Below are 16,159 nucleotides of genomic sequence, written 5' to 3' on the forward strand. Positions count from 1 at the left end.
CTCCGCCCTGGCTTCAGCTCAGTTCCACGGACATGTGCGAGGACAGCGCGCGGAGGAAGTCGGGAGCGTCGAAGATCGCGCCGGCGGAGGCGACACCGACCGTCGTGGTCCGTCCCGTCAGGATGCGTTCGACCGCCTCCACGACGAGCGGTGCGGTGACGGCGTAGATGTCCTGGCCCCTTGCCACGGCGCGCCGTTCGCGGCCTTCGGAGCGCACGACGACATCGACGAGGAAGGTCTGCCCGGACCGCCCGCGCTCGTCGACCGCGGCCGGCGGCGGCGTGTCCGGGGCGGACAGGTCCCTGGCCGCCTCGGTCGTCATGTAGGTGCGTATTTCGGGGATGGACAGATGGCTGGGAACGGTGACGACGTCGGCCATGGTGAACTCCCCGATGACGGTGCGGGGGCCCATCGGGTCGGGGAAGGGCCACGTGAGCGTCGGTGCCTCGTCATGGCGGTACTCCAGCCGCCCGTTCGTGTAACGGACGCGCCGGCCGTCCCGCCGCCGATGGGAGACCGCGCCCGCGGCCCGTGTACCGGCGGTGGGGTGCCAGCTGTTCAGCCCGTAGGCGACGTGCGCCTCGTCCGCCTTCGTCCAGTCGCCCATCGCGGCGGTGGTGAGCAGATCGCCGAGGCCGCCGTAGAAGGCCATGGCCGGGACGATCACCGCGCCCGCGGCGTGGGCGCGGTCCGCGAAGTGCGCGAAGGTATCGGCATTGGCCTCGATTTCGGCGGCCACATCCACGTAGGGGATCCCGGCGCGCAGTGCCGCCTCGATCACGGGGCCGGCAGTCGTGGCGAAGGGCCCGGCACAGTTGATCACTGCGGCCGCGCCTGCCAGTGCGCGGTCCAGCGAGGCCGGGTCCTCGACCGAGGCCGGGCGGGCGTCCGGTCCGGATCCGGCTGCGGCGAGCAGCTTCAGCTTGTCGGCGTCACGCCCGGAGAGAATCGGGACGAACCCGCGATCCCGCAGCTGCGCCACCACGAAGCGCCCGGTGTGCCCGTACGCGCCGAACACCGCCACCTTGAGCCTCGAACTCATGGGTTTCTCCCCCGTATTGGAGTCATTGGAAGCATTGGAGGCATTGGAATGATCCGCCGGGAGACATCCTGCCGAGGGTGATACCGGACCGCGAGTGTCTGGAACGCCATGCCCCGTACAATTCCGGACATGGGAACTGTCGCACTGGCCGTCACCGACGGGATGCTGCACTTCGAACTGTCCATCGCCTACGAGGTCTTCGGCTCCGCGCCGGTCGACGTGGCAGGTCCCTGGTACGACCTGGCCGTCTGCGGGCCCGGCGCCGTGCGGGCCGGCCGGTTCACGCTGGAGCCCGACCACGGCTTCGACCGGCTCCCGGGCGCCGACACGGTGATCGTCCCGGGCTGGGCGGACGTCGACGAGGCCCCACCCGCCGAACTGGTGGACGCGGTACGCGCGGCCCACGAGGCAGGCGCCCGCGTGGCCTCCCTGTGCACCGGCGCGTTCGTGCTGGCCGCCGCGGGCCTGCTCGACGGGAGGCGCGCGACCACTCACTGGGCGCACACCGGAGTCCTGGCCGCCCGCTACCCCGAGGTGACGGTGGACCCTGACGTCCTCTACGTGGACAACGGCAGCGTGCTCACCTCGGCCGGCAAGGCCGCCGCCATGGACCTGTGCCTCCACATCGTCCGCCTCGACCACGGCTCGTCGGCCACCAACGCGGTCGCCCGCCGACTGGTCGTGCCGCCGCACCGGGACGGCGGCCAGGCCCAGTTCGTCACCACCCCGGCGCCCGCGCCCGACAGCCACCCGCTCGCCGAACTGTTCCCCTGGGTGATCGAACGGCTCGACCAGCCGCTGACCGTGGAGGACCTCGCCCGCCGGGCACGGATGAGTTCACGTCACCTGGGCCGCCAGTTCCGGTCGGTGACCGGCACCACTCCGCTGCAGTGGCTGCTCACCCAGCGGATCCGCCACGCCCAGGAGTTGCTGGAGACCACCGACGACAGCGTCGACACCATCGCGGCCGCCACCGGCATGGGCACCGCCACGACGCTGCGCCGGCACTTCAACCGCACGGTCGGCGTGCCTCCCGACACCTACCGCCGCACCTTCCGCTCGCGCAGCCGTCCCGTCCCGGACGGGGTGACGGGTCCCGCAGGTCACGGTGCGAAGCGGTAGCCCATGCCGGGCTCGGTGAGCAGGTGGCGGGGGCTGGTCGGCTCGGGCTCCAACTTCCGCCGCAGGTTGGCGAAGTAGATACGCAGGTAGTTCGTCTTGTCCTCGTGCTCCGGTCCCCAGACGTGCCGGAGGATCTGCCGGCTGGTCACCAGCTGGCCCGGCGGGTGGCGGAGGAGGACGCCGAGGATGCTCCACTCGGTGGGGGTGAGCCGCAGTTGCTCGTCGACATCGTCCGCGCGGCTCACGGTGGAGGTGCCGAGATCGATCCTCCACTCGCCGATGCGCGCGATCACGCGGGAGGGCGCCTGCGTGGACGGCCGGCGCAGCACCGCCCGCAAACGGGCGAGGAGTTCGATCATCGCGAAGGGCTTGGTGACGTAGTCGTCGGCTCCCGCGTCGAGGACGGCCGCCTTCTCGCCGGCGTCGGACCGCTCGGAGAGGACGATGATCGGCACCAGGCTCCAGGCACGCAGGGCCTGCATCACCTGGTGGCCGTCGATCTGTGGCAGCCCGAGGTCGAGGATGACGGCGTCGGGCGGATTGCTGACGGCCTCCACCAGCGCCTGGCGGCCGTCGGCCGCCGTGTCCACGGTGTAGTGGTCGGCCTGGAGGCGGGCCTGAAGGGATTTCAGTGTGAGCGGTTCGTCGTCGACGACCAGGATGCGGGTCAAGGTGGCGCCCTTTCGTCAGTGAGCTCTCGGCGGACCACGCGGGCAGTCGGGCAGTGGTGTCAGCCGGCCGAGGGGGCGGGGACCGTGAGCCGGTAGCCGACGGAGGGATCGTTCTGCAGGAACTCGCCGGCCTCGTCGTGCAGCTTCTTGCGGATGCGGTAGGCGTACACCTTGAGGTAGTGCTGCTCGTTGGCGTAGGCGGGGCCCCAGACGTTCTCCAGGATCATGCGCCGCGTGCAGACCTTGCCGACGTGGCGGGCGAGGTAGGCGAGGACGTCGAACTCCTTGGGGGTGAGGTCGAGCGGCCGGCCGTGGTACGTGGCCTCGTAGTGGACCAGGTCGAGGGTGAGCGGCCCGACGGTGAACTCGGTCAGGTGGTCGGCGTCGGCGCCGGAGGCGTGATGGCGCAGGGCGACCCGGAGCCGGGCGTCGAGTTCCCGCATGCCGAAGGGCTTGGTCATGTAGTCGTCGGCGCCGTTGTCGAGGGCCTCGACTTTGCGGTCCTCGGAGCTGTCGGCGGACAGGATGATGATGGGCCGGTCGGTCCATGTGCGGATGCGGGTGCAGACGTCGAGTCCGTCGAGGTCGGGCAGGCCGAGGTCGAGGACGATCACGTCGGGGGCGTGGACGGCGGCCTCGGCGAGTCCGCCTTGGCCGGTTTCGGCGGTGCGGACCTGGTGGCCGAGGGCTTCGAGGCCGACTCGGCAGGCGGCGAGCAGCGCGATGTCGTCATCGACGATGAGGACGGTGGCCACGGTGTGTTCTCCTCGGGCAGGCCGGCCACGGCCGGCAGGGTGAAGGTGAAGCGGGCGCCGCCGCCGGGATTCTGGTCGGCCCAGATGCGTTGGTGGTGCGCCTCGATGAAGATCTTGGCGATGGCCAGTCCGAGTCCGGTTCCGGTGTCGGCTTCGCGGCGGAAGAAGAAGCCGAAGACGTCGTCCCGCCGGCTGGGCGGGATGCCCGGGCCGCGGTCGGCGACCGAGACGGTCACCGTGGCCGGGTCGCTCCGGTAGGCGCGGATGGTGATGGGTGTGCCCGGCGGGGCGTAGCGGGCGGCGTTGTCGAGCAGGTTGGTGAGGACCCGGCCGATGAGCACGGTGTCGACGTCGACGAGCGGCAGTTCCGCGTCGATGTCGGCGATGATCTGCCGTGGCGGGGGGCCGGGAAGCTCCCGCAGGACGCCGGCGATGAGATCGCCCGCCTCGGTCAGGCCGGTGCGTGGCCGCAGGACACCGGCCTGGACCCGGCTCATGTCGAGGAGATTGGTGACCAGGGCCGCGAGCCGATCGGTCTGGGCGTCGATGAGCCGGGCCAGCTCTCCGCGGGCGGCCTCGCTCAGGGCCGGGGCGAGGTCGGTGTCGGCGAGCACGGAGGAGGACGCCTTGATCGACGCCAGGGGGCTGCGCAGGTCGTGGGAGACCGCCGCGACCAGGGTGCGGGCGAGGTGTTCGACCTCGTGGGTCAGCTGTGCGCGCAGCGCCTCTTCGCGCAGCTGGGCCCGCTCTACGGCGAGGGCGATCTGGTTGGCGAACAGCAGCAGCGGCTCGCGTTGCTGTTCGGTGATCGTGACGCCGGTAATCGTCAGCACTCCGATGGGGCGTCCGGCGGCCACCAGTGCCAGTTGCACCGGCTCGCCCCTGCGCCCCTGGCCGGCGGGTGCGGCGAGGAGGTCGAGGTTGGTGACCTGCCCGGGCTGGGGATGCAGTCGCCGCAGCTCGGTCGGGTCGAGGTCCTCGCCGGCGGTGGCGGCGACGCGCAGCCGGTCGTCCTCGGGCAGCAGCAGCGCGACGTGGCCGGCGTCGAGCACATCGGCCAGGGCGGTCACGATGACGCTGAGCAGCTCGGGCAGCGGCCGGTCCTGGACGAGCTGGGTGGACAGGTCGAACAGTCGCCGCACCAGCAGACCGTGTTGCCGGGCCGCCGCTCTTGCGGCGTTCATGCCGGCCACCACCCGGGCGACGGGCAGCATGACCAGCACGTAGATGCCCAGTGCGGTCCAGTTCTCGTTCGCGCCGACTTCCAGCGTCAGGTAGGGCGGTATGAAGAAGAAGTCGTAGACCAGGAAGCCGCAGACGGTGCTGAGCACGCCGGTGAGGAAACCGCCGATGGTGACGCCGACGACGACCGGGACGACCAGCACCAGGGCCGTGGTGGCGATGCTGAGGTGGGTCCGCAGCGGCAGCATGGCGAGAGTGAGTACGGCCGTGCAGGCCAGTGCAGCGAGCGATCCGGCCAGATTACGGCGCACGGTGTCGGTCGTGGGGGTTCCTCTCGTGTGCCGGGTACGGCTGCCGGTTGTCGACATTTTTTCCACCAGCAATCTTGCCACCGGATCGTCTTCACTGAAGCGCCCTGGTCAGGGACCGCCTCTGGACCGCTTCCGGACCGCCCGGCCGCCGTGGCCGGGCGGCCGTGGGTTTCCACGGTCCCGGCCACGACGGCGGGTCCGCCTGCGGCTCGGCGGACATCGTCGGGCATCGGCGTCCGGCGCTACTTCAGCCCGGCCAGCGCCTCGTTGAGTTCGAGGACGTTGACGTGGGAGACGCCGAGGAACCCCCACTGGGACCCCTCCACATGGGCGGCGACCAGTGCGTGCACCTGGTCGCCCGGCAGGTGGCGGGCCGCCGCGACCGCGTCGGCCTGGGCGTAGGCGGCCGCGGGGCTGATGTCGGGGTCGATCCCGCTGCCGGAGGCGGCGACCAGTTCCGGAGTGGGCGTGATGCCCTGCTTCCGCAGGGCGGCGGCCCGCTTCTTGTAGGTGTCGACCAGTTCCTTCGAGCGGGGACCGAGGTTGGATCCGCCGGTCACCGTCGGGTCGTCACCGTCGGGGCGGCCCTGGAACCACTGCGGTCCCTTCCACTGCTGCCCGACCAGGGCGGATCCGTTCGTACCGAGCGACCCATCGGCCTGGTGGTGGAACAGCGCCTGCCCGATGCCGGTCTCCGCCAGCGGGTAGGCCAGTCCGAGCAGGACGAAGAAGACGGCCGAGACGATCACGCCCCGCCACAGGTTCACCCACAGCATGACAACTCCATGACGATTCCCATCCGACGCCGCGATGTGCGGGTCTGAGGCAGTGCGGTTCTTGATTGGGTGCGGTTGCCGACCGGCATGCGGGGCTCAGTAGGCATGCAGGACGGTGAGGATCAGGTCGATGAGCTTGATCCCGATGAACGGGACGATCAGCCCTCCGACGCCGTAGACCAGCACGTTGCGGCGAAGGATCGCGGTCGCGCCGGACGCCCGGAACCGCACGCCGCGCAGCGCCAGCGGGATCAGCGCGACGATGACCAGCGCGTTGAAGATGACCGCGGACAGCACTGCCGAGGTCGGGCTGTGCAGGCCCATGATGTTGAACGCGTGCAGCTGCGGGAACGTCGTCAGGAACAGGGCCGGGATGATCGCGAAGTACTTGGCGACGTCGTTGGCGATGGAGAAGGTCGTCAGCGCACCCCGGGTGATCAGCAGCTGTTTGCCGATCTCGACGATCTCGATGAGCTTGGTCGGGTTCGAGTCGAGGTCGACCATGTTGCCGGCCTCTTTGGCGGCGGTGGTGCCCGTGTTCATGGCCACGCCGACGTCGGCCTGGGCGAGGGCGGGGGCGTCGTTGGTGCCGTCGCCGGTCATCGCGACCAGCTTCCCGCCCTCCTGTTCGGCCTTGATCAGCTGCATCTTCCTGTCCGGGGTCGCCTCGGCCAGGTAGTCGTCCACGCCCGCCTCCTGGGCGATCGCGGCGGCGGTGAGCGGGTTGTCACCGGTGATCATGACGGTGCGGATCCCGATGGCGCGCAGCTCCGCGAACCGCTCGGCGATGCCCTGCTTGACCACGTCCTTGAGTTCGATCACGCCCAGCACCTTCGGCCCGTCGGCGACCGCCAGGGGGGTGGCGCCGGCCTTGGCGACCCTTTCGACGATCGAGTCCAGCTCCGGCGGCAGGGTGCCGCCCTGCTCGACGACCCAGCGCTTGACGGCCTCTGCGGCGCCCTTGCGGATGGACCGGCCGGCGATGTCCAGCCCGGACATACGGGTGGTCGCGGTGAACGGGACAAAGGTGTGGGACGGGCCCAGGTCACGCTCGCGCAGTCCGTAGCGTTCTTTCGCGAGGACGACGATGGAGCGCCCTTCCGGGGTCTCGTCGGCCAGCGAGGCCAGCTGCGCGGCGGCGGCCAGGTCGGCCTCGCCGCAGCCACCGACCGGGTGGAAGGCGGACGCCATCCGGTTGCCGAGGGTGATGGTGCCGGTCTTGTCCAGCAGCAGGGTCTGCACGTCGCCGGCGGCCTCGACGGCACGGCCGCTCATCGCGAGCACGTTGCGCTGCACCAGCCGGTCCATGCCGGCGATGCCGATCGCGGACAGCAGCGCGCCGATCGTGGTCGGGATCAGGCAGACCAGCAGCGCGACGAGGATGACCACCGACACATGCGTGCCGGAGAAGCTCGCCAGCGGCTGCACCGTGACCACCACCGGGACGAAGACGATCGTGAGCGCGGCCAGCAGGATCGCCAGCGCGATCTCGTTCGGGGTCTTCTGCCGCTTGGCCCCCTCGACCAGGCGGATCATCCGGTCCAGGAACGTCTGTCCCGGCTCGGCGGTGATGCGCACGACGATCCGGTCGGAGAGCACCCGGGTTCCGCCGGTGACCGCGGAGCGGTCGCCGCCGGACTCGCGGATCGTCGGGGCGGACTCGCCGGTGATCGCCGACTCGTCGACCGACGCCGCGCCCTCGATGATCTCGCCGTCGGAGGGGATCACGTCCCCGGCCTCGCACACCACGACGTCCCCGGTGCCCAGCTCTCCCGCCGCGACCCGCTGCTCGCTGCCGTCGGGTGCCAGCCGGCGGGCGTCGGTCTCGGTACGGGTACGGCGCAGGGTGTCGGCCTGCGCCTTGCCGCGGCCCTCGGCCATCGCCTCGGCGAAGTTGGCGAACAGCACCGTCAGCGCCAGCCACACGGTCACCAGCCAGGTGAACACGCTGGGGTGCGCGATCGCCTCGACCAGGGTGACCACGGTGCCGATCAGCACCACGAACATGACCGGGTTCTTGATCTGCACACGGGGGTCGAGCTTGCGGACCGAGTCCACCGCGGCCTGCCGCAGGATCTGCGGGTCGAACAGACCGCGCCGGTTCACCACGCCGCGTGGCCCGTGCGGTGTACCGGGCCCCGCATCCGGCTTGTCAAGGACATGAACGTCCTGCATCACAGCATTCCTTTCCACACGCGCAACGAGCGCGGTGACAGGGGGTATTCGCATGGGGTACGCACCGGATTCACGTACCTCAGAAGAGTCCGTGGCTGACGTGCTCGACCAGCGGCCCCAGAGCCAGGGCCGGGAAGAACGTCAGCGCGCCCACGATCAGGATCACGCCGGTGAGCAGGCCGACGAACATCGGCTTGTCCGTGCGGAAGGTCCCGAGCCCCGCGGCCGCGGGCTTCTTCGCCGCCAGGCTGCCGGCCAGCGCCAGCACCGGGATGATCATCCCGAACCTGCCCAGCAGCAGCCCGATCGTGCCGGTGATGTTGTAGAAGGGGGTGTTCGCGCTCAGCCCGCCGAACCCGGAGCCGTTGTTGTTGGTCTGGGACGTGTAGGCGTAGAGGATCTCGGAGAACCCGTGCGGCCCGGCATTGAGCGGCCCGGCCCTGCCGACGCCGGTCGCGGCGGCGACCGCGGTCAGCACCAGCACCGTGATCGGCATGACCAGCACGCCGAGAGCGGCGAGTTTCACCTCTCTGGCCTGGATCTTCTTGCCGAGGTACTCCGGTGTCCGGCCGACCATCAGGCCGCCGATGAACACCGTGATCACCGCGAACAGCAGGATCCCGTACAGGCCGGTCCCGACGCCGCCGGGGCTGACCTCGCCGAGCATCATGCCGGTCAGCATCGCGAACCCGCCGATCGGCGTGTACGAGTCCGCCGCCGAGTTCACCGAGCCGGTGGAGGTCTGCGTCGAGGTCACGTTGTACAGCGACGACGACAGCACCCCGAACCGGGTCTCCTTGCCCTCCATGTTGCCGATGCCGGCGTCACTGAGGCCGGCAGCGGCCATCGCCGGGCTGCCATGGTGCTCGGCCACCGCCGCCATCGTCACCCAGCCGGCGAAGAGAACCGTCATGACCGCGAGGATCGCCAGGCCCTGGCGGGTGCTGAACACCATCTTCCCGAACACGTAGGTGAACGCGACCGGGATGCACAGGATCAGCAGGATCGACAGCAGGTTCGTCAGGCCGGTCGGGTTCTCCAACGGGTTGGCGCCATTGGCGTTGAAGAACCCGCCTCCGTTCGTGCCGAGCTGCTTGATGACCTCCTGCGAGGCCATCGGGCCGCGGCCCAGCACCTGGGCGGCGCCGGTCAGCTCGTTGTGGACCGGCACCGAGCCGGCCAGCGTCTGCACCGTGCCCTGCCCGATGAAGACGACCGCCGCCACGAACGCGATCGGCAGCAGCACGTAGATCGTGCCGCGGACCAGGTCCACCCAGAAGTTGCCGATCGTCGCCGATCCCTTGCGGGCGAAACCGCGCACCAGCGCGATCGCCACCGCCATTCCGACCGCCGCGGACAGGAAGTTCTGCACCGCGAGTGAGCCCATCTGCGAGAGATAGGACATCGTCGTCTCACCCGAGTACGACTGCCAGTTCGTATTCGTCACGAACGACACCGACGTATTCCACGCCGTGTCCGCCCGCACCGCGCCGAAATGCTGCGGATTGAACGGCAGGGACCCCTGCAGTCGGAATATGCCGTAGGTGATCAGCAGCGCCACGCCGGAGAAGCCGACCACGGACGCGGCGTACCGCTGCCATGTCTGCTCCGACTCCGGCGACACCCGCAGAGCGCGGTATACGGGCCGCTCCAGCCACGTCAGCCAGCGGGAGCGGCCCTCGTACACCGCGACCATGTACGAGCCGAGGAACCGCCAGCACAACCCCAGCACGACGACCATCACGACGACGGTCCATGCGAACGCCATCAGAACCGCTCCGCCTTGAACAGTGCCACGCCCACATAGATGAACGTGGCAATCGACAACACCAACAGCAACACGTCAGTCGCGCTCACACTCGCTCCAAGCACCAGATCAGGCCGAGCATGGCGGCCACGAATCCGACGATTCCGATCACAACCCAGGTATCTGCCACGTCTGCAGCCTGGCCGGGTGCCCGGTAGCGGCGAGGTGGAAGCACCGGCCCATGCGGTGGAAAAAGAGTGAACGGGCTGAAGGAGTCGCTTGAAGCGCTCGCGTGGCCTCAGCGCTCAGGGCGAGCGACGAGCGACGAGCGCGTGGGGCGTTGCGGGACGTGTCTGCGGTGGTGTGTCCAGGGCGGCGGGGGAGGGAGGAGGGGCGGCCGGCGCATGGCCGGCGCGCCCGCCCCTCCCTCGGCCGCCGGGAGGTTCAGGTCCTGGTCGGGGTGATGCAGCCGTCCGGGATGTCCTGGAGGCCGGTGTGGGCCGCGTAGGGGTCCAAGGAGGTCGATTTCGGCGCCTTGTCCGCCGCCTTGTAGTACAGGGGGTGGATGTACCCGTCTTCGGGTGCCCTGCAGTCGACGTTGACGAGGCGGCGTACACCCTCGCGCAGGGCGAGTCCGCCGTGGCCGGCGGCGAGGGTGATGTGGCGCCGGACGATGACGCGGGAGGCTTCCGGCGCTCCCGGGACGATCTCCCAGCCGCCATGGGCCTTCGTGACCGCGTAGACGAAGGTGTAGTCGGCGTGCACGAGGAGCTCGCCGGACGAGGAGACCTCGTACGTCATCGTTCCCCGCGTCTTCATCGCGCCCTCGACGACGACATCCTTCTCCGGGTCGAACCGGGTGAAGACGTCGAGCGGGCTGTGCCCCTTGCCGGGGTGCTCCAGCGCGTCCTGGAGTTCCCTCGTGCCGGGGTCACGCGGGTCGAGGAGGTCCAGCGCGGCCGACGGCGTCTCTCCCGTCAGCGGGGCGGGCGTCACATTGGACTCGATGAGGAACTCCCTGCTGTGGCGCAGGGCGGCGGCGACCTCGGTCGCGCTGTAGTCGTCGGTGGCCTCGGCTCTCGGTGCCACGATGCCGTGGGAACCGTCCTCCCACGCGGCGGCGGGCGAGCCCCGGAACGGCAGGCGGACCGTGGCCGGCCACTCGTCGGGCCACATGTCCTCTTGCAGCAGTTGGGGTGCGTAGGGCTCCTTCGCCGGCCGGTGTCCGGTGACGGAGTTCAGCCACACACCGAATCCCGTCAGGACGAGTGCCCCGGCGGATGCCAGCAGTACCGCCTTGCGGCGCCGCCGCGACTTGTCGCGGCGCAGCGCTTCCTCACGCCCGGGGTCCTGCTGATCCGCCCGCAACCGGGCGACGAAGTCCGATGGTTCCGCCATGCTCTTTCCCCTCCGCATTCACCTGCCGTGCACCGCCGCGGGCCGGCACCCCCCTGGTGCCGGCCTGGTGGACACCCGTAAGTGCCGGGACGATTTGCGCTGTTGTCCTGGTGGGCAGTGGTGTCCGCGAGAAAGCGGTGACGAGCGGCGAACCTACCCGTATCAACGACGGGGCGCCAACGAGTAACTCACCCCGGATGAGGTGTTGTGCTCGCTTTTCCACGTTTCGTCGCCCGGGATCTCCACATATTCATCCGTGAGCCGGTTCCACGTGTGAATCCGCGTCCGGCGCATGGCCGTTGGGCTGCTGTTCATCGGACTCCGCCACCATCCCGAAGGTATCCGGGCCGGACTCCGTCCGAGGTGGTGCGACGCCCGCACGTCGCGAAATCTGTGATTCCTGACGCCGCCGGGCCCGTCGCCGGGTCGCATGCCCCGGTAGTTCGTGGCATTTGCCACTTCAGTGCTCACCCAAGACCGATCGAGGCTGTTTCCGTGGTCCAGACAGACACCGAGCGCATGGCGGATGTGCGAGACATGTATATGGCGCACACCATGATGCGTCGGGAATTCCGTCTCCTTCCCCAGCTCATCCGCGATGTCGCACCGGGCGACACCAGGCGGGCTGAGATCGTGGCGTCGCACGCCGACAAGGTGTGTCTCATCCTGCATCTGCACCACGAGGGCGAGGACATGATCGTGTGGCCGCGGCTCCTGGAGCGCGGCGGCGAGCGGAGCGCGGCGATCGTGCCCACGATGGAGGGACACCACCACGGCATCGACGCCGCCCTCACCGAAGTGAACGGACTCCTCGCGGCATGGCTACCACTGCTCGGGACGGCGAACCGCTGGCCGAGGCGGTCGACCGGCTGCTCGACAGGCTCCTTGAGCACATGGCCATGGAGGAGAAGGAAATCCTGCCCCTGGCCGCGGAGTTCATCACCGCCGCGGAGTGGGCCCGGCTCGGCGAGCACGGGATAGCGAAGAGCCCGAAGAAGGACCTGCCGCTGTCCTTCGGCATGATGATGTACGAGGGCGACCCCGAGGTGATCAAGGAGGTCCTCGGGCACGCGCCGCTCGTCCCCCGGCTGATCATGCCGATCCTGGCGCCGCGGCTGTACGCCTCGCACGCCAAGCGCGTGTACGGAACCCCCACACCGCCCCGCGTCGGGTCCTGACCCGCAGCTGCCTCGGCGGTGCCCCCGGCGCCGCACAACGGCGTAGGGACGCCGGACCGTGTCCGGCGTCCCTACGCCTGCCGCGCCCGGTGGGCCGGCCTCGCCCTACGCGTGATTCAGCACCGTCGACTCCAGGTCGGAGGCGATCAGTTCGATCATTGCGGTGGTGCCGGCGGGGTCGAAGAAGTGCCCGCCGGACAGAACGGTGAAGTTGAACTCCGCCGAGGTTTCCCGGTCCCCAGCACCGGCTCCAGCGCGGCCGTCAACTCATTGATCAGTACCTCGAAGTCGAGGATGACGTCCTCGTGCCGGCGGTCTTCCCTGCCCGGATATTGGACGGCCACCACTTCGACGTCCTAGGACAATTGGGTCGGCCAGCGGTGAAATAGCGACGCCGCGCCGCCGGCATAGGGAAAGCAAATCAGGCGCATCGCCGATGAGCTGGGATTTCGTGCGCGCAACCACCGACTCGATGTCTCTGAAGTCATGGCGAAGTGCATTCCAATCCAAGGGTGGTCCTGGGCTCGTCGCCGAAATACTGCCGGCGGGCATCCGGACGCGCGAAAGGCTCGCGTCTGGCCGGCACCAAAGATATCAGCGTGACGGTCCGGTCAGACCGGGCCGTGATGTGGAGTTCAACACCGGCGGTGGTTCGGTGCGTAGAAGTCGTGGAAGTCGTGGAAGCCGTAGAAGTCAAGGACGGCGCTGAGCTTTTCGGTGAGCCGTCGTCGCCGGCCTTGCCGGCAGGGACAGGGCGCGCACACGGCGGTGCGTCAACGGAGCCGCGGCGGCGCCCAGGACGATCAGGCCGCAGCCGGTCAACGCCGTTCGTACGCCGAAGTGGTGCGCTATCGGGGCGACGGCCAAGGAGGCCAGGGGGACGGGAGCGAGTTCCGCCAGACCGGAGAACGCCATGACCCGGCCGAACGCCGCATCGGGGATGCGGCGTTGAAGCAGGACGTTCCAGAGGGTCGCCATCAACGCCTGGCCCGCCCCGGCCAGCAGGTACCCCGGCACCACCAGGAGCAGGCCGCTCCCACCGGCCATGGCCAGCATGGGAGCCGCCATCAGTGCCGTTCCCCAGCAGAAGAGCCACCCCACACGACGGACGTGCCACCACAAGGCCATGGCGGCCCCCGTCAGCAGCCCCGCGGTGAACCCGGTCATCGCCAGACCCCACCCGGCTGCTCCGCCCAGGCGATCCTGTCCATAGGCGGGTCCCAGCGCCTGGTAGGACACCAGCCAGACCGGCACCACCAGGAGGCCCTGGGCGAGCATCAGGCCCAGCCACGGGCGGACTGCGATCTCGCGCCACCCCTCACTCAGGCCCGCGGGACGCCCACGCTTTCGTGCACCGGCGGGCTTCGGCATGTGGAGACCGGTGTAGATCAGCCCTGCGACCAGATACGTGGCCGCATCCCAGGCGATGGCCCACTGGGGACCCGCCGCAGCGACGACCGTGCCGCCAAGGGCAGGCCCGCCGAGCTTCACCGAGTTCTGTGCCAGACGCATCAGGGCATTGGCCTGACGCAACTGCTCCGGCGGCACCACGGTCCGCAGCACCCCACTGGAGGCCGGGCCGATGAAGGCTCCCGCCATCCCGCCGAGCACCGCGAGCGCGGCCAGGGTGCCAGACCTGGGCCGCACCCGTCCACACCAGGACGGCGGCGCACCCCTGCCCCAGAGCGGCGACCGTGTTGGCGGCCACCAGTACCGCGGTCCGCGACCACCTGTCGGCCGCGGCTCCGCCGGCCAGCAGCAGCGCCGCGCGCGCCGAGATGTCGGCAGCCAGCACGATGCTCAGCCCACTCACGCCGCCGCCCAGCCCGAGGACGGCGAACGCCAGGGCGACCGGCGAGACGGCGGTGCCCGTCCAGGAGAGCACCCGGGCCGTGAAGTGCCGCCTGAACAGCGGAACGGACAAGGGAAGCCATGCCGACCGGAATCGGGATGCGGAACCGGATGACGTCGCGCCCCACCCGAACAAGCGATCACCGTAGCCCTGCTCCCGCCGCCGAGATCGACACCTCGACGGCCCCCCGGATCGGATCAACGACGATCACCGTAGCCGTGGGACGACGCCGTCGAGGGGGAGGGCCACCGCGGAATGAGGTGTAGCAGTGTGTAGGGTCCGCTACGGTGGTGGTATGAGCAGCAGCCACAAGCAGATCAACGTGCGGGTGGACGAGGCGACCGCCGCCGGGATCGAGGCGCGGGCGAAGGCCGTCGGCATGAGCGTGCCCGACTACGCCCGCCAGGTCCTCGCGGACGAGGCCAATGACCTGCGGCATCGGTTCCTTGGCGCGGGCGCGCACTTCGCCGACGCCTGGGGTGACACCTTCGCGGAGCAGTTCGGGCACCCGAAGGCCGGCGACGGCACCGGAGCTGGTGCCGGGGCCGCTGCGTGATCGTCCACATCGATCGTGCATGGCTGCTGGACCTCGCGCACCAGAACATGCCGGGTGACCCCGACATCACCGATTTCGGGTCGATGGCGGCTGCCGTGGCGCGGCACGCGGACAAGGTGATGGAGACCCCCGTCTACACGGAGGTGCACCATCGCGCGGCCGCACTGATGCACCAGCTCATCCGGGTGCCGGCGCTGGACTACGCCAACGAGTTGTTCGGCGCGGTGGTGGCGGCGGCCTACCTGACGGCGAGCGGGGCCATCGTCACCGTGGGCGCGAAAGAGGCAGCGGAGCTGGCGGCCCGGATCGACCGGGACGCGCTGGACGTCAGGGCGGTCGCGGAAGCCATCCGGGGATGGGTGGCGTAGCCGGCCGCGTCCGGCAGACCCCGAGGCGCCCCACCTTGTAACCGGTCCGCCATTCGTATGGCGATGAGCTGCGAGTCTTCAGCCTTATCAGAGCGACGAGCACGTATCGTCGATTCGCATTCGACAGACGCCTCATCCCGTAGTCACTTCACTCGGCGACGTCCCGCCCGGCTGATGGGCGGCCCAGACCGCCGTGTGCCGAGCTGCCTCTACGATGCAGGCCATGGCGACATCCGAATCCGCGCCACTCGTAGTGCAGCCACGTTGCCACGACACGGCCTCAAGATAGGCCCCCTACCACCGCCAAGGTCTGCGTCTTATGGCTCAGTTGCCGTCATCTTCTGCCGTCAGGAGACGAGAATTGGCGACATCGCGCCGACCTCGGTCGTCGCAGCGATGGGTTACGGGTTCGGCATCCCGAAGAGCACGACTGCCAGGAAGATCCCCACCGGAATAGCGACAGCGAGGGCGAACCCAGCAAGGCAGCCCCATGTGGTCAGTCTGGCGCTGGTTCTCTCATAGTCATCGCTCTTCGGCACGCCCCCATCCAACCGTCACATGCATCCGTCCCGCTACCACTTCGCTGCCGTACTGAACCGGTGCGGCAGACGCCGTACGCGCCGCGGCGGTGGCCTCAGCATTGGCCTGGGAGCGTCCCCTACTCGAGGGTGACCAAGTCGTCTTCACTCGGCGCGGCCCACAGCACGAGTTGTTTCCTGTACGTCCCCAGCCACATAGTCGCCGTGCATCCATCCGAATACTTCAGGTAAACGGCAGTGCTGTCCACCGAACCCTGGGCGGACGCTGACCTGCGGCAACGCGGCCTCGTCGCCGGTGTTCCCCGGGACTCCCCGCTGGGCACCGCCCCACCTGGCAGGGCTGCGGCACGTCCGATCCCCTCGATGCGAACCATGGGCGCGACGGTCGATGAGGTCTGTCGGGCACGTCAGCCTGTCGCCTGGGGCCGGTGTTGGTCGACCTCCTGACCGGCAACGCCTGGGCCGGGACGTCGTCCCGGCTCAGGCG

At 69.6% G+C, this 16,159-nt stretch carries 14 protein-coding genes and 1 pseudogene; 5 read left to right on the forward strand and 10 right to left on the reverse strand.

The annotated features are described in order from the left end of the window. Positions 1 to 13 precede the first annotated feature (13 nt). The gene (locus tag ACFWVC_RS07670; RefSeq protein WP_384280095.1) at positions 14 to 1,042 is read right to left on the reverse strand and encodes a saccharopine dehydrogenase family protein; all 1,029 of its coding nucleotides are present in this window, start codon (positions 1,040 to 1,042) and stop codon (positions 14 to 16) included. Positions 1,043 to 1,171: 129 nt separating this feature from the next. Here ACFWVC_RS07670 and ACFWVC_RS07675 point away from each other — a divergent pair, with 129 nt between their 5' ends. After that, positions 1,172 to 2,164, forward strand: a complete 993-nt coding sequence (locus tag ACFWVC_RS07675; RefSeq protein WP_384280097.1) for a helix-turn-helix domain-containing protein — start codon at positions 1,172 to 1,174, stop codon at positions 2,162 to 2,164. Here ACFWVC_RS07675 and ACFWVC_RS07680 read toward each other — a convergent pair. From ACFWVC_RS07680 to ACFWVC_RS07715, 8 genes are all read right to left on the reverse strand, one after another. Continuing rightward, positions 2,146 to 2,835, reverse strand: a complete 690-nt coding sequence (locus ACFWVC_RS07680; protein WP_384280099.1) for a response regulator — start codon at positions 2,833 to 2,835, stop codon at positions 2,146 to 2,148. The two genes, ACFWVC_RS07675 and ACFWVC_RS07680, sit on opposite strands and share 19 nt — an antisense overlap. A 59-nt stretch (positions 2,836 to 2,894) precedes the next feature. Continuing rightward, on the reverse strand, positions 2,895 to 3,560 hold the full coding sequence (locus ACFWVC_RS07685; RefSeq protein WP_384280134.1) for a response regulator transcription factor: 666 nt from the start codon (positions 3,558 to 3,560) through the stop codon (positions 2,895 to 2,897). Beyond that, positions 3,446 to 5,083 carry an ATP-binding protein gene (locus tag ACFWVC_RS07690; protein ID WP_384280101.1) on the reverse strand — a complete coding sequence of 546 codons (1,638 nt, stop codon included), beginning with the start codon at positions 5,081 to 5,083 and terminating at the stop codon, positions 3,446 to 3,448. Before ACFWVC_RS07690 ends, ACFWVC_RS07685 begins: the two co-directional genes overlap by 115 nt. A gap of 242 nt (positions 5,084 to 5,325) precedes the next feature. Further along, positions 5,326 to 5,859, reverse strand: coding sequence for a potassium-transporting ATPase subunit C (locus ACFWVC_RS07695; RefSeq protein ID WP_384280102.1), 534 nt, complete (start codon positions 5,857 to 5,859; stop codon positions 5,326 to 5,328). A gap of 96 nt (positions 5,860 to 5,955) precedes the next feature. Beyond that, positions 5,956 to 8,034 carry a potassium-transporting ATPase subunit KdpB gene (gene kdpB, locus ACFWVC_RS07700; protein WP_384280103.1) on the reverse strand — a complete coding sequence of 693 codons (2,079 nt, stop codon included), beginning with the start codon at positions 8,032 to 8,034 and terminating at the stop codon, positions 5,956 to 5,958. A 79-nt stretch (positions 8,035 to 8,113) separates the two neighbouring features. Continuing rightward, complete coding sequence (kdpA, locus tag ACFWVC_RS07705; RefSeq protein WP_384280105.1) at positions 8,114 to 9,802, reverse strand: potassium-transporting ATPase subunit KdpA; 1,689 nt, start codon at positions 9,800 to 9,802, stop codon at positions 8,114 to 8,116. After that, on the reverse strand, positions 9,802 to 9,891 hold the full coding sequence (locus ACFWVC_RS07710; RefSeq protein WP_384280108.1) for a potassium-transporting ATPase subunit F: 90 nt from the start codon (positions 9,889 to 9,891) through the stop codon (positions 9,802 to 9,804). Before ACFWVC_RS07710 ends, kdpA begins: the two co-directional genes overlap by 1 nt. Positions 9,892 to 10,225: 334 nt before the next feature. Beyond that, the gene (locus ACFWVC_RS07715; protein ID WP_384280110.1) at positions 10,226 to 11,179 is read right to left on the reverse strand and encodes a hypothetical protein; all 954 of its coding nucleotides are present in this window, start codon (positions 11,177 to 11,179) and stop codon (positions 10,226 to 10,228) included. Positions 11,180 to 11,737: 558 nt separating this feature from the next. On the opposite strand from ACFWVC_RS07715, the pseudogene ACFWVC_RS07720 reads away from it, so the two are divergent. Beyond that, positions 11,738 to 11,944 (forward strand): annotated as a pseudogene (locus ACFWVC_RS07720) (hemerythrin domain-containing protein); the annotation flags it as partial. Positions 11,945 to 11,997: 53 nt separating this feature from the next. Further along, positions 11,998 to 12,357, forward strand: coding sequence for a hypothetical protein (locus ACFWVC_RS07725; RefSeq protein WP_384280137.1), 360 nt, complete (start codon positions 11,998 to 12,000; stop codon positions 12,355 to 12,357). Positions 12,358 to 13,050: 693 nt separating this feature from the next. Here the strand turns inward: ACFWVC_RS07725 and ACFWVC_RS07730 are convergent. After that, a complete protein-coding gene (locus ACFWVC_RS07730; protein WP_384280112.1) occupies positions 13,051 to 14,004 on the reverse strand; it encodes an MFS transporter in 954 nt (317 codons plus the stop codon). Between the two features lie 500 nt (positions 14,005 to 14,504). Here ACFWVC_RS07730 and ACFWVC_RS07735 point away from each other — a divergent pair, with 500 nt between their 5' ends. Together ACFWVC_RS07735 and ACFWVC_RS07740 are read left to right on the forward strand one after the other, a co-directional pair. Beyond that, on the forward strand, positions 14,505 to 14,765 hold the full coding sequence (locus ACFWVC_RS07735; RefSeq protein ID WP_384280114.1) for a plasmid mobilization protein: 261 nt from the start codon (positions 14,505 to 14,507) through the stop codon (positions 14,763 to 14,765). Then, positions 14,762 to 15,133, forward strand: a complete 372-nt coding sequence (locus tag ACFWVC_RS07740) for a fic family toxin-antitoxin system, toxin component (RefSeq protein WP_384280116.1) — start codon at positions 14,762 to 14,764, stop codon at positions 15,131 to 15,133. The genes ACFWVC_RS07735 and ACFWVC_RS07740 overlap by 4 nt, the downstream gene beginning before the upstream one ends. The last annotated feature ends 1,026 nt before the right edge of the window (positions 15,134 to 16,159 follow it).

Origin of the sequence: Streptomyces sp. NPDC058691 (assembly GCF_042714775.1) — a bacterium.
In the GTDB taxonomy this organism is placed as follows: domain Bacteria; phylum Actinomycetota; class Actinomycetes; order Streptomycetales; family Streptomycetaceae; genus Actinacidiphila.